Here is a 13,308-nt window from a genome sequence, read left to right on the forward strand (position 1 = left end):
GTTTTTAGAATATTCAAGCATCAAAAAAGCACCCTTCTAAGCAAAGGGTGCCTTTTATTTAAGATAAATACAGTTTCGTATATTTATCCGTTAAATAATCGATTAAATATTGTACATTTAATTCCTCACCAGTCGCATCTTGAATGATTTCAGAAGGCTTTTTGCGTTTTCCATGCTGGTGAACATGTGTTGTGAGCCATTCTTTTATCGGTGCAAAAGACCCATTTTGAATCAGCTCATCAAAATTCGGTAAATCTTTGATCATTTGGTGCTTTAGTTGCGCCGCATACATATAACCAAGGGCATATGAAGGGAAATATCCAAAGCTTCCATCAGACCAGTGAACATCCTGCAAGATGCCGAGTGCATCATTAGGAGGCGTAATGCCAAGATATGCTTTATATTTTTCATTCCACAGTGCAGGCAGGTCTTCGACTGCCACTTCTTCATTAAATATCGCTTTTTCAATTTCATAGCGGATGATAATGTGAAGCGGATATGTAAGCTCATCTGCTTCAATTCGAATATAAGTTGGCTTCGATTCATTCACTGCATGCACAAAGTCTTCTAAAGAGACATCTTTAAACTGCTCAGGAGACGCTTCTTGAAGCTTTTGATAATACGTTTTCCAGAAGTCTTCATGTCTGCCAATAAAGTTCTCAAAGAAAAGAGACTGTGATTCATGGATCCCCATTGATGTGCCATCACATAATAACGTTCCGCTCAGCGCCTCATCAATGTTTTGTTCATAGATGGCATGACCACACTCATGAATCGTGCCAAAGATCGCCATCCGAAAATCATGCTCATCATAACGGGTCGTCACACGAACGTCCCCTCTGCTCAATGTCACAGCAAACGGATGAACTGTTGTATCCAGACGTCCTGCGTCAAAGTCATACCCTAATTCTTTTAAGAAGAAAAGACTCAGTTCCTTTTGTTTGTCGATCGGAAAGCTTTTCGATAAAAATGAAGTATCCGGTTTATGAGGAGAGGCTTCGATTTTTTTCACGAGAGGAACAATGGCATCACGAAGTGCACCAAACTTTTGATCTAGCTGTTCAACCGTCATATCTGGTTCATAATTATTGAGCAGCACATCATATGGCGTTTGTTTCACGCCCCAATATTGAATAAAACGCTTGTTAAAATCAATGAGCTGTTTTAAGTATGGTGCAAAGAGTGAAAAGTCTGATTTCTCCCTTGCTTCTACCCAGACATGCTCTGCTTTTGATTGTAAAATCGAGTATTCTTTAAATTCTTCTTTCGGAATTTTGCTGTTTTCATCATACTCTTTTTGTGATAATTCGAGCGCCTTTTGTGTATCTTTTGACAGCTCATCTCGGTGTTTATTTAATGCGTGGAGAAGGTCTCTCATTTCATCAGAAGTCTTCATATTAAAAATATCACTTGATAATTGACCGATCGTTTCAGCTCTGAAATCGGCGCTTTTTTTAGGCGCCTGTGTTCTAGAGTCCCAATAAAGTAAATGGAGCGCCTCCGTATAGTGGGCGATTTTTCCTAGTAATTGATAAAACGCTTTCTCTTTTGCTTCAAGACTCATACGTTTGTTCCCCCAATCGATAAAATATGTATGTACGTTTCAAGGCTACTTCAAGGAATGTTCTTTTGTCAATCAAAAAGGAGGATACGCATATGGTATCCTCCTCTCTTTTCTCGTTCATATGTTATTTAAGATGTGATGATTGGCTTTACAGGCAGAACGGATTCAATTTTACTTTGAAGCTCTGTATCTTCCTTACGGTCAAAGTAAATATGAATGGTTCCTGCATCTTGGCTTGTCCGAATCAGTCTCCCAATTCCTTGTCGTAAGCGCAGCAGCATATACGGAAGATCGACTTCAGCACGAGCATCCTTTGCTTCATTCCGTTTCGCCTCAAATACCGGATCATGAGGCGGGTAAGGAAGTCCCCAGATGATCACATTTGTTAATGATTGACCTGGAATATCTAATCCTTCCCAAAGGTGAACAGAGCATAACACAGACGTCTCATCTGCTTGGAACTTTTGAACAATTGTACTGATTTCCTCGTCTCCCTCAAAGTACACGTCGAAAGGCAGTGATTCATTCGATGCCTCAAGCTGCTTTCTAAAGAAATGAAGTTCATCAAATGAAGGGAACAAAATGAGAGACCGTCCTCCATTATCTTTCAGCTGAGTGATCACTTGCTGTCCTTTTACTTCTTGCTCTTGAAGCTGCTGAATCCCGTGGAAATAAATCTTCATTTGTTCATCGTAATCATACGGCGAAGCGACACTCATTGATAAGTAATCTTTAATCCCAAGACTTTCAGCTAAATAATCAAAGGATTGATTTTCAGACAATGTAGCAGAAGAGAAAATGTATGGTCTTTTTTGCGAGAATACCTTTTCACCAAGCACCTCTGCGACAGTCTTTGGCATCACAACAAATGTCGTATCTAATTCCTGCTTTTCAAGCCAGCTAATCGCATTTTTTTGATAAAGCGACAGAGAATACGCCATTTGTTCAATGTACTCTTCCACAACAGACAATTCGTATTGATCGATTGTATACATCTCTGATTCAAATACGAGTGCTTCTCCGATTTTTTCAAGTAAATCACACAATTCACTTGCTGAACGCTTCACCTCATCCACACGTCCAATTTCAAGTCGATGTGAGCCCTTGATTTCTTTGGCATGTGTTTTTAAGAGATAAAAGAACTCATCGTTTGTAGCAAGTGCATCTTCAACGAGCTCGGCAAACTCTTCGCGTATATCGTTTTGTAGCAGGCGCTCTAAAAAGGTTTCGAGCATTGATTGCTTCACGCGGTATGTCAGTGCTTTTTGTGCAGCAAATTCAAGAAGATGGCCTTCATCAAATACAACGGAGCTATGTTCTGGAAGCAGCGGAAGCTGACCCTCACGTTTGCGTGATTCCTTCGTCCACACATGCTCCATATAAAAATCATGAGAACAGATGATGAGGTCTGTTGCTTTCCGGTAATGATCTCTTGATAAATTCAGACCACAGCGATGACGCATATCGCACGTCAAGCAGTCCTGAAACGAGTCATAGCCAATGCGTGACCATTCATCATTGGATAGCTCCGGGTACTCTTTTCGATCACCATACGGATAAAAGTTTTGCATGCCATGTGATTCATGAACAAATGAAGGAAGCGATTCATAAATATCAAGCCACTTCTCATCATCTTCACGCTGCATGGTTTTCTCTAATTTCTTTAAGCATAAATATTGATCATGCGATTTACTTAATCTCGCATCTATTTGAATATCAAGGTGATTGGCAATTTTATAGATATCACCCTCTTGTTTCACTAGCTGTTCAATTAACGTTTCGTCTGCACATGCAATAATCGCAGGTTTCCCTGTATACCTTGCATATGTGACCGCAAATAATAGATAAACGATGGTTTTGCCTGTGCCTACCCCAGCTTCGGCAAACATCACACTTTTTTCTTTAAAGGCTCTTTCTAGTTGAAAAGCCATGAATATTTGTTCATCTCGAAGATCAAAGCCCTTTTCTGGCAAAATGTCATAGAACACATCACCAATCCAGTTGCCCAGTTCTTCGTAAAAATTATGTTCTTTTGATAATGAAAAAGGCAAACGAGATGCTGTCACCTGCTTCAACCCCCAACTTTTGAATCATTCAGACATTCTATAGTAACATTTATGCTGGGGAATGACAATCTTTTTTTATGACCGCAAACGATGTTGATAAGTTTCCTTCATTAAAAATGCGTGCTCAGAACGCTCTATGTAAGCCTGAGCAAGCGCTAAATCTTCGATGGCTGCAGTCAGCTGAGCAGATTGTCCACCTTCTTGCCCTTCAATTTGTTGAGCAGTCGAAGCGAGTGCTTTTTGGATTAACTGAAATTGATCATATTGTATCATGGAGACACCTCTTTTTTTAAAATCAAGTTCAGTTTATTCCGTCCCGTGAAGGTTTATACCTTTCTGGGATAAAAAAAGCCACACCTTCTGTAGGTGTGACATTTTTTTATGATTCAGTTGTCTGTTTTCTAGGCGGGCGTTTTCCCCAATATTGGTAATAGTCTGTTTTAATAAAACCATTAAACAGTTTTCTCTTTTTCGTTGCTTTTCTACCAAAGCACTCTTCGAACTTTTCATGTGACGTTAAGATGTAAATGGACCATGTGTCTAGGATTTTAAATGCTTCGCCCATTCCTTGATACATTTTTTCAACCGCTGGTTTATCACTGAGTCGTTCTCCGTAAGGCGGATTTCCGACAATCACACCGTAATCTTCTTTTGTTTGAAAGTCTTTCACTTGCATTTGTTTAAACTCAATCAATTCACTTAGTCCCGCTTCTTCTGCATTCATTTTTGCAATGTCTATCATCCGGTGGTCGATATCACTTGCAATAATGTGGAGCGGCTGATCATAGTTTGCTTTTTCTTCCACTTCGTGACGCGCTTTGTTCCATACATCTTCACCAATCCATTCCCATGACTCGGAGGCAAATTCCCGGTTAAATCCTGGGGCAATGTTTTGCCCAATCATGGCCGCTTCAATGGCGATTGTTCCTGATCCGCAGAAAGGATCAACAAACGGACGGTCAGGTGTCCAGTTCGTTAATAGCACGAGTGCAGCCGCAAGGGTTTCTTTAATAGGTGCTCCGCCTTGATCCATGCGGTACCCCCGTTTATGAAGACCTACACCAGATGTATCAAGCGTGAGCACAGCTTTATCTTTTAAAAGGGCAACCTCAATTTTATACTCAGGCCCTGTTTCTTCAAGCCATTCAGACTGTATGTTGTAAGAGGATATGAGCTTTTGCGCAATTGCCTTTTTGACGATACGCTGGCAATCCGGCACACTGGCAAGCTGTGATTTCACAGATTTACCGATGACTGGGAACGTGCTGTTTTTCGGTAAAAAAGAGGCCCAGTCAATCGCCTTTGTGCGTTCAAACAGCTCATCGAAGGTTTTTGCCGAAAATTCAGCAACTTGTACCTTTATGCGGTCTGCTGTACGCAGCCAAAGGTTCGCACGGCAAATCGCAAGAGCGTCTCCTTCGAAAATCACTTTTCCGTTGTCTACTGTGCAGTCATAGCCAAGGTCTCTTACTTCTTTTGCAACAATCGCTTCAATTCCCATTGGAGCCGTTGCGATAAGTGTATAGGTTTTCATTGATTTATCACCTGTTTTCTCGTCCTTTTATGTATTCCAAGATAAAAGCTCTCCATATGTTGAAATAGGAGAGCTTTGTTTTCATCATGTTTATCATAACGGATATAACGTTCTGTAAGCCATGTTTTGTTCCATTGTACTGCAAACGGCAAATGCCTCGTACTCAGGTGGTAATCATCTATCTACAGAATTCTCTGTCCTTCTCTCCGTTTGGTTCCTTTGAGAAAGTTCCCCTACCAAGTTTGGGTTTCTCGCTCGAGGGGTTTACCGCGTTCCACTCTCACCATTTCTAGTGAGACTTCGTCACTGTGGCACTTTCAAGGATACTTTGCCATATCCTAAAAGGACGTAGGCATTTTTCCTGCCGTCAGCCTTTCCCAGGCTGCCCTGGCTTATTTTTTCGCCAGGCACGAACACTACGGGCATCTCAGCACCGTGCGAGCATGGACTTTCCTCTGCAATGTCTAAAAGCATTGCAGCGATTACCCGAACGTTAATCAACAAGCGTTATTATAAACGACAATGACATCAGGCACAAGCTTTTTTCAGCAAGGCTCAATCATAAAGTTTGCTGCCGAAAACGTGTTTCTCAAGGTTAGATAGTCTTTTTAAAATATCAGAGTTTGTTGTATTAGACTGTGCAGGCTGTCTTTTCCCTTGCTCAACGGCTTCCTCAAGCTGTTTAGACAAATGGAGGTTTTCTTGTTGAAGCTTTTCGATTTCTTGGTTGAAGGACTCATAGTCTTTAATGACCATATCTAAAAATTTATCGACTTCTTCTTGTTTGTATCCTCTGACACCTGTTTTAAATTCTTTTTCTAAAATTTCTTTTGCAGAAAGCTTTACTTTATCAGCAAGCATCTTTTTCACCTCATATCGTGAATTCATAGTATATTTTTTCAGAAATACGTGACGTTGTCAAATTTTCTCTTGCTTTTAGTCAAAAAACGGATCTTCCGCCTCAACTTGCGCTCTCAAATCATCCATTGTGATGTACATAATGGGGTAATCGGTATAGTTTTCCGCTTCTTTGATCATGTACTTTGGCGAGCCATCATGCTCCGGATCATAAAGGGCGAGGAGTCCATCTGTTTTTTCAATAAAAAAACGGTTCTTTTGTTTAAATTGTGCCGGACTTTCATACGGTCTATGCGTGACACTTTCTACAAAATCGGCCTGTGCAAGAATTCCTTCATACAACTCTTTGTTTTGTTCATTCCAGCGCTCTTCCTGTTCATAAAATGGCGTAATGACGGCAAGTTTTAACGCTGGATACTCCTCTTGAAGCTCAAATACCACTTCAGCTGTCCAGATTTCTGCCCCTAGCTGGCCTGATATGAGAACCCACTCGAGGCCATCTTCAATTAAAGCTGTCAGCCTTTTTTGAAGCTCCGCTTTTATGTATTGAAGTGCAGGCTCGTCTTGTTTGAATATCCCAAGTTCAAATGGCTTGTACCCTGTGACAGCAATAATTTTCATTTTTTCACCTGCTTTTAAAAAAAGGGACTTATAAAAGTCCCAGTTCACTTTATCTGTTACAGCAAGGTCCACCGCAGTTAAAGTGTTGATGTGTTGCTGGGTCCACCTGAGAAAACGTATGCGGGAAGTAGTGAACATGTTTGAAATTTTGATGGTGTACATTTGTCACATGTTGCGGATGGATATGCGGCACAATTGTTGTTGAATCACTGTGTGTACAGCAATGATTCGTCGGATGAACAATTGGCTGTGTAACATTCGGTTGGCAATGATGATGATGGTACATGTAGCATTCCCCTCTCCTTAATTTTCTTACATTAACAATGTATGAATTAAGAGGTGTACATGTACTAATGCATTAACCTATTTTAAAAGTTTGCAAGGAAAACATCCTTATAGTTTGAAAACACAAATGCGACCAAAATGACAACAAGAAAAAACAAGTAGAAAAGACCTTTATACATGCTCTACGCTCCTCATTCAATATCTAACGTTATTTTACAGGATTCATGACTTTTCTACAATAAAAGTGCTAAACAATTTTTATTTTCGGCCGAGAGCCGAACGTTGTCATGTTTTGCGCTTTCCCGGGCAATAATTTCATTGTCCAGCTTTCCGAAGTAGACGAGTTATTCTTTTTTCGAGCTCAGCATATTTCGAGAGCTCAATACTTTTTTTAACTGGTATGTTCAAAATCAACCGTTCTGAGCTCTTTTAAATGCCTTGTTGCGCTTTCTTGATCCCTATGAGGCAGAGATCATGTAGCACAACTCAAAGAGGTTCTCCGTCAGCTATGACACGAAGCTCGTATTGTTGCTGTTGTACGCTGTACTGCCTCTATTATATGGCGAGAGTTTCATTGGACGAGCCGATATTATCGGGGAGAGAAAAACTGGAACACTCGTTGTTAAAAACATCTGGTCCGAGAACGGTATGAAGCAAATAAACAATTGCAACCAGCTGAACAGTTGTTTCCAAAAGTTTGAACAGGTGAGACAATTTTGGCAGAGTCTACGAACTGATATTCCATGTATGTGTATAAGGATAATTAAGTTGCGCCCCTTATCCTAAATTTCAAAGCTACACTTATCGTGTAATTTCCTCTTCTGTTTGCCTACTCGTTCTTTTTGCCATGTTCACAATAAAAAACCGTATTTAAGATCATTATGATCTTAAATACGGTTACAATCAAAGAACTTTATTATCCGAAAACAGGAGAACTCTTTCGGATATCATCCATTAAAGAGTTTGACTTCTTTCCTCTAATTTATTAGAGGTTACTGCCAACTGATCCGTACTCTTTGTAACTGTTTGTAGCGCATTACTCGATTGATCTGCTGAAACCACCGTCTGCTTCACACGCGCAGCAGCCTGCTCAGTTCCTATTGCAATTTCCTCATTTATTTTGCTAACATTTTCACTATCATTCATAAGAATTTCTCAGAAGTATCTTGAATATTGATCGTTACAATGTTTTTTTATTATTCGTCATTACACCATTTTTTATTTAATACCCATGGAAATATATTTTTCTTCTAAGTATTCGTCCAGCCCTTGATGTCCGCCTTCACGCCCCATTCCACTCTCTTTAATTCCTCCAAATGGAGCTTGAGCAACTGCAGGAACTGCATCGTTCATACCAATAATCCCGAATTCTAGAGCTTCAGAAACTCTGACGGATCGACTAAAATTTTCTGTATAGAAATACGCAGCTAAACCATATTCTGTCGAATTTGCATATCGAACGACTTCTTCTTCTGTCTCGAATGGAATAATTGGAGCAACTGGCCCAAATGTTTCCTCACTCGTAATAAGCATGTTTGAATTTACTTCACCCAAAATGGTAGGTTCATAAAACAACCCCTCAGACAATTCACCTTTAAGGCGTTGTCCGCCATAAAGAAGGCGAGCTCCTTTAGAAACAGCATCATTTACATGCTCTTCCACTTTCTCTAAACTTTCGGGACTTACCAAGGGTCCAACTTGTACACTTGGATCAATACTATTCCCAACTTTAAGAGCTTTCACTTTTTCTACAAAAAGTTCTGAAAACTTATCTATAACAGAGCTTTGGACATAGATTCGATTTGCACATACGCACGTTTGCCCTGTATTTCTAAATTTACTTTCAACCGCACCTGTAACAGCAGCTTCTAAATCAGCATCTTCAAAAACAATAAATGGTGCATGTCCACCAAGTTCCAATGACAACCGCTTCAATTGTGCAGCAGACTTGGTCACTAATAATTTCCCAACCTCAGTAGATCCTGTAAATGAAATCTTTCTAACTGTTGGGTTTTCAAAAATTTCATCAGAAATTGGGCCTGAAGCACCTGTTACGATGTTTACAACTCCTTTTGGCACTCCTGCCATTTCTACCAATTTTCCAAACGCAATCGCACTAATAGGAGATTGTCCAGCTGGTTTCACAACAGATGTACACCCAGCTGCCATCGCAGGACCTACTTTTCTAGTCATCATGGCTAAAGGGAAATTCCATGGAGTAATTGCTGCAACGACACCAATTGGCTGGCGGATAACCATTAACCTTTTGTTAACAGCAGAAGCAGGAATCGTTTCTCCATAAATCCTTCTTCCTTCTTCAGCAAACCATTGTAAATAACTAGCTGCAAAAGCTACTTCTCCTTTTGCCTCCGTAAAAGGTTTTCCCATTTCCAAACTGATGATTTCTGCTAATTGATCTTGATATTCATGCATAAGATCATACAACTTCAGTAAATAGTGAGCACGTTCGTTTGCCGTTAATTTGGACCAGGATTTAAAAGCATGATCTGCAGCTTCAATCGCCAGCTTTGTCTCTTGATGCCCCCCTTTTGGAGCTCGAGCAATAATTTGACCAGTTGATGGGTTTGTTATTGAAAATGTTTTTCCATCTAATGCAGTTGTCCATTCACCATTGACATACATTTTTAATTTCTCTAATTCAACTAAAGAATTGACTTTTAACAAAAAAATTCCCCCTTAAATAAATTATCTTCAAGCACTGATATAAAATCTAAATTTTAGGCGTCTAGTTTGTCATTACACTTGCAATCTTTTGTAGATTACATCTCATCTAACGCACCATAATATGCTTTTTCAATAATCAAGTGAATATCTTCAGCCTTTGTCAGTCTAGGGTTTCTTAATACATTACCACTTCTCATCGAATCGGTTACTAATTTTGGTAAATAATCAAGTGAAACACCCAAATCTTTTATATTAAGAGGGATATTCATCGACTGATTCATTTGGATAACAATTTCAATTGCTTTTTCTGCTGCCAATCGAGTAGATAATCCGCTAACATCTACTCCTAAAGCAATTGCGATATCTTTATACTGTTCTGCACACGCTGGTAAATTATATTTCATTACGAACGGCAATAATGCAGCATTTGCAATACCATGAGGAATATTAAAAACTCCACCAAACGTATGAGATATGGCATGGACATTTCCCAAAAGTGATTGAGAAAATGCCACCCCTGCTATCATTGAGCCAACAAGCATTTTCTCCCTGCTTTCTATATCTGTTCCAACAAAATAAGTCTTAGTTAAATTTTCACCAATCATTTTTATAGCCTGTATAGCAAATCCTTGACTAACAGGACTAGCAGATTTAGATGTATATGATTCTATCGCGTGTGTTAGCGCATCCATCCCTGTTGCTGCTGTAATCCCTTGTGGGAGATGCAACGTAAGAGCAGGGTCTAATATAGCTAAAATTGGAAATAACTTCGGACTAATCACTGCCAATTTAAATAATGTATCTTTATTCGTAACAACGGTCGAGGCAGTTACTTCGCTTCCTGTTCCTGCTGTAGTGGGAATGGCTATGATAGGTAGAGGCGGTATGGTGATTTTTCCTACCCCTTCATAATCAAAGATATGACCAGGGTTAGTAGCCATTGCGGCTATCCCCTTCGCTGTATCGATGCTACTACCACCACCGACAGCTAATACAGCCTCGCTTTTATGCTGTTTAAGACAGTTTGTTCCTTTATGAATCGTATCATCTGATGGATTTGGCTCTATCTCATCATATATTTCATATTCCAAATGAACAGCCTGAAGTGACTTCTCAATCCCTTCTAAAAGATTAGCTGAACGTATACCTTTATCTGTAACGATCAGTACTCTCTTAATCCCTAATTCACTAATCATTTCTCCTGTTTTATTTGAAATTCCGTTGCCACATTCTACTCGCGTGGGCATAAAATATGTGTATGGCATTAAAGACATTGTTAACAACTCCCCATAAGTAATCATTTTGAGTTTAGTAAAACTCATTCTTCAAATCTATTGAACTTAAATCAAACGAAAAGATTATTGATTTGTTGAGATATGTGAATTATCTTGTGAAACTTTTAATTGGCTTTTTCGCATTGCAAACAACAGAGCGCTAGCTACTAGCAAAGATCCACTTAAGAAGAACAATGCAACACTTACATTTCCTGTGGCATCTTGAATCATCCCAATACCATAAGGTCCAACGAATCCACTTAAATTTCCAATTGAATTAATAACAGCAATTCCTACAGCAGCAGCTGAAGTACTTAAAAATTGAGTTGCCAAAGACCAAAAAGGCCCATAGAAACTGTACATGCCTGATACAGCTATAACCATAAATGCAATTGAAAGAAACGGATTTGAGGTCATTCCAGATGCAAACAGTCCTAATGAGCCCACAATCAACGGAATAGCCGCATGAATACGTCTCTCTCCTGAACGGTCAGAACGACGAGACCAGATATTCATTACAATGGCTCCTGCGATATAAGGAATCATTGTAAGCAATCCAATTTGCACATTAGTTAGGACTTCCGAAAGAGATTTAATAATTTGAGGTAGCCAAAAGCCTACACCATATATACCAATGTTAAACATAAAGTAAATTATTGCTAGATACCATACTCGTGGATTAGTTAAGGTTTGTTTGTGTCCAACTAGTTTTTTGTCAGCATCTACCTTTGCTTTTTCTACTCTCTCCTTCTCCAATTCAGCTATTAACCATTGTTTCTCCTCGCTTGAAAGCCATTTCGCTTGGTCTGGTCTATTCGTTAAATAAAATAACGTCACAATCCCTAAAATAACAGCCGGTACACCTTCAAGAACGAACATCCAACGCCATCCATCAAGCCCCATCCATTGGATGTTATCCATAATCCATGTAGAAAGTGGAGCTCCAATAATGTACGAAATAGCAATAGCTGTCATAAACATAGCAATTGTTTTTGCTCTCTCTTTTGCTCTAAACCAATAAGTTAAATACAAAATAACTCCCGGAAAGAATCCCGCTTCTAATGCACCGAGTACAAAACGTAAGATATACAAATGTGTAGCATTTTGAACGAATCCAGTTAAAACAACTACAATCCCCCAAGTTATAAGAATTCGTGCAATCCATTTTTTTGCTCCGAATTTCTCTAACATGATATTACTCGGCACTTCACACAAAAAATAACTTATAAAGAAGATACCAGAAGCAATTCCAAACATCTGACTCGTTAGTCCTAATGCTTGATTCATTTCTAAAGCAGCATAACCTAAATTTGCCCTATCAAGGAACGCAACAATATAGAGAATAATTAAAAATGGTACGAGTCGTCTAGTGACTTTTCGAGTTGTTTGCTTTTCTAATGAAACTGCATTGTTCATACCCATTCCTCCTAATGTATAAAAGCGTGAAAGTATTGAAATGATGAACTTCAATATATATAAAGTGGAGTAAGCCACGAACTTTAAAATATTCAGATTTGTAAGTGCTTTCATTTCAGTTCAAAAACATTGAAAGCAATGGTTAAATTGTCGCAATTTGAAAATTTGTATTACAACTATTGCAAAACCTAGTAAGTTTGTTTATCATTTTATACATAAATGAACGTTTTGTAAATTTAAAATTTAAAATTCATCATACAAATTAAAATTTTATGGAGGATGGTATCGTGTCTCAAAAAGAAAAAGTTTCGCAGATAATTGCTCGTAAATTATTAACTATGATTGAAAATGGAGAGTTTCCTCCAGGTTCAAAGCTGCCAACCGAAATGGAACTAACTGAACAATTTGGAGTAAGCAGAGTTCCAATTCGAGAAGCATTAAGCATGCTTCGTGCTGCAGGTGTCATTTATTCACGTCAAGGTGGGGGAAGTTACGTAGAAGATTCTGCCAATTCAACATTACTTCAAAGAATTCATATCGAAACTGATGATATTGACAATATTAAATATCTCTTTGAAATGAGAAAAGTGCTAGAGCCTGAAGTTGCTTACTTAGCTGCCCTCCGTCGCACGCCAAAACAACTTGAAAACATGAAAAGAATATTAGACGAATGGGAGAAAAAATCAATCGAGAATACTACAACTGCTAGAAAGGAAGATATAGATTTTCATAACTCTATTACTTTAGCTACACAAAATCCTATTATGATTCAAACACAAAATAACCTAGCTTCCCTTTATGAAAAAACATTACAAATTACTCTTCGCCCAAATACAGAGTTAAAACTTAAAAGAGAAGCTGTCTACAAAGAACATCGAGATATTTTGCTTGCAATCGAAGCAGAAGAGCCTGAGTTAGCCAAAGTTCTGTCTATGATTCATTTGAAAAATGCAGAAGAGAAAATAAGCTTGTTTATAAAAGATTACACTTTATAGCAAAACGAGA

The 13,308-nt window shown here is 38.8% G+C and carries 12 protein-coding genes and 1 other RNA gene; 1 reads left to right on the plus strand and 12 read right to left on the minus strand.

Annotated elements, in window-relative coordinates; all coding sequences use genetic code 11:
* Positions 1-58: 58 nt before the first annotated feature.
* The 12 genes from MHH41_RS09910 to MHH41_RS09965 form a co-directional block, all read right to left on the minus strand.
* A complete protein-coding gene (locus MHH41_RS09910) occupies positions 59-1,564 on the minus strand; it encodes a carboxypeptidase M32 (protein ID WP_003216050.1) in 1,506 nt (501 codons plus the stop codon).
* 128 nt (positions 1,565-1,692) lie between these two features.
* Positions 1,693-3,630 (minus strand): ATP-dependent DNA helicase, encoded by a 1,938-nt coding sequence (locus tag MHH41_RS09915; protein ID WP_113387102.1) that lies wholly within the window; start codon positions 3,628-3,630, stop codon positions 1,693-1,695.
* Between the two features lie 75 nt (positions 3,631-3,705).
* Entirely contained in the window at positions 3,706-3,903 is a 198-nt protein-coding gene (locus tag MHH41_RS09920) for a hypothetical protein (protein WP_050943878.1), read from the minus strand.
* A 106-nt stretch (positions 3,904-4,009) separates the two neighbouring features.
* Positions 4,010-5,164, minus strand: a complete 1,155-nt coding sequence (locus tag MHH41_RS09925; RefSeq protein ID WP_253622482.1) for a THUMP domain-containing class I SAM-dependent RNA methyltransferase — start codon at positions 5,162-5,164, stop codon at positions 4,010-4,012.
* A gap of 110 nt (positions 5,165-5,274) precedes the next feature.
* Positions 5,275-5,658, minus strand: an RNA gene (gene rnpB, locus MHH41_RS09930) — RNase P RNA component class B.
* A gap of 61 nt (positions 5,659-5,719) precedes the next feature.
* Positions 5,720-6,025 (minus strand): cell division regulator GpsB, encoded by a 306-nt coding sequence (gene gpsB, locus MHH41_RS09935; RefSeq protein ID WP_003215578.1) that lies wholly within the window; start codon positions 6,023-6,025, stop codon positions 5,720-5,722.
* Positions 6,026-6,100: 75 nt separating this feature from the next.
* Positions 6,101-6,643: a DUF1273 domain-containing protein gene (locus MHH41_RS09940; RefSeq protein ID WP_199800961.1), complete on the minus strand. Its 543-nt coding sequence runs from the start codon at positions 6,641-6,643 to the stop codon at positions 6,101-6,103.
* Between the two features lie 49 nt (positions 6,644-6,692).
* Entirely contained in the window at positions 6,693-6,929 is a 237-nt protein-coding gene (gene cotD / locus MHH41_RS09945) for a spore coat protein CotD (RefSeq protein WP_080984739.1), read from the minus strand.
* A gap of 953 nt (positions 6,930-7,882) precedes the next feature.
* On the minus strand, positions 7,883-8,074 hold the full coding sequence (locus MHH41_RS09950; protein WP_050943875.1) for a hypothetical protein: 192 nt from the start codon (positions 8,072-8,074) through the stop codon (positions 7,883-7,885).
* Between the two features lie 72 nt (positions 8,075-8,146).
* The gene (locus MHH41_RS09955; RefSeq protein ID WP_340866674.1) at positions 8,147-9,571 is read right to left on the minus strand and encodes an NAD-dependent succinate-semialdehyde dehydrogenase; all 1,425 of its coding nucleotides are present in this window, start codon (positions 9,569-9,571) and stop codon (positions 8,147-8,149) included.
* A gap of 137 nt (positions 9,572-9,708) precedes the next feature.
* A complete protein-coding gene (locus tag MHH41_RS09960; RefSeq protein WP_050943874.1) occupies positions 9,709-10,887 on the minus strand; it encodes an iron-containing alcohol dehydrogenase in 1,179 nt (392 codons plus the stop codon).
* 84 nt (positions 10,888-10,971) lie between these two features.
* Positions 10,972-12,303 carry an MFS transporter gene (locus MHH41_RS09965; RefSeq protein ID WP_050943873.1) on the minus strand — a complete coding sequence of 444 codons (1,332 nt, stop codon included), beginning with the start codon at positions 12,301-12,303 and terminating at the stop codon, positions 10,972-10,974.
* A gap of 287 nt (positions 12,304-12,590) precedes the next feature.
* On the opposite strand from MHH41_RS09965, the gene MHH41_RS09970 reads away from it, so the two are divergent.
* The gene (locus MHH41_RS09970) at positions 12,591-13,298 is read left to right on the plus strand and encodes a FadR/GntR family transcriptional regulator (protein WP_050943872.1); all 708 of its coding nucleotides are present in this window, start codon (positions 12,591-12,593) and stop codon (positions 13,296-13,298) included.
* Positions 13,299-13,308 lie beyond the last annotated feature (10 nt).

Origin of the sequence: Bacillus sp. FSL K6-1145 (assembly GCF_038003425.1) — a bacterium.
Taxonomy (GTDB): domain Bacteria; phylum Bacillota; class Bacilli; order Bacillales; family Bacillaceae; genus Bacillus; species Bacillus pumilus.

Bases quoted from the DNA above. Each gene is read 5' to 3' on its own strand.
- MHH41_RS09960 (WP_050943874.1), bottom strand. From the start codon at position 10,887: ATGTCTTTAATGCCATACACATATTTTATGCCCACGCGAGTAGAATGT.
- MHH41_RS09965 (WP_050943873.1), bottom strand. From the start codon at position 12,303: ATGAACAATGCAGTTTCATTAGAAAAGCAAACAACTCGAAAAGTCACT.
- MHH41_RS09955 (WP_340866674.1), bottom strand. From the start codon at position 9,571: ATGTATGTCAATGGTGAATGGACAACTGCATTAGATGGAAAAACATTT.
- MHH41_RS09925 (WP_253622482.1), bottom strand. From the start codon at position 5,164: ATGAAAACCTATACACTTATCGCAACGGCTCCAATGGGAATTGAAGCG.
- MHH41_RS09940 (WP_199800961.1), bottom strand. From the start codon at position 6,643: ATGAAAATTATTGCTGTCACAGGGTACAAGCCATTTGAACTTGGGATA.
- MHH41_RS09920 (WP_050943878.1), bottom strand. From the start codon at position 3,903: ATGATACAATATGATCAATTTCAGTTAATCCAAAAAGCACTCGCTTCG.
- cotD (WP_080984739.1), bottom strand. From the start codon at position 6,929: ATGTACCATCATCATCATTGCCAACCGAATGTTACACAGCCAATTGTT.
- MHH41_RS09950 (WP_050943875.1), bottom strand. From the start codon at position 8,074: ATGAATGATAGTGAAAATGTTAGCAAAATAAATGAGGAAATTGCAATA.
- MHH41_RS09910 (WP_003216050.1), bottom strand. From the start codon at position 1,564: ATGAGTCTTGAAGCAAAAGAGAAAGCGTTTTATCAATTACTAGGAAAA.
- gpsB (WP_003215578.1), bottom strand. From the start codon at position 6,025: ATGCTTGCTGATAAAGTAAAGCTTTCTGCAAAAGAAATTTTAGAAAAA.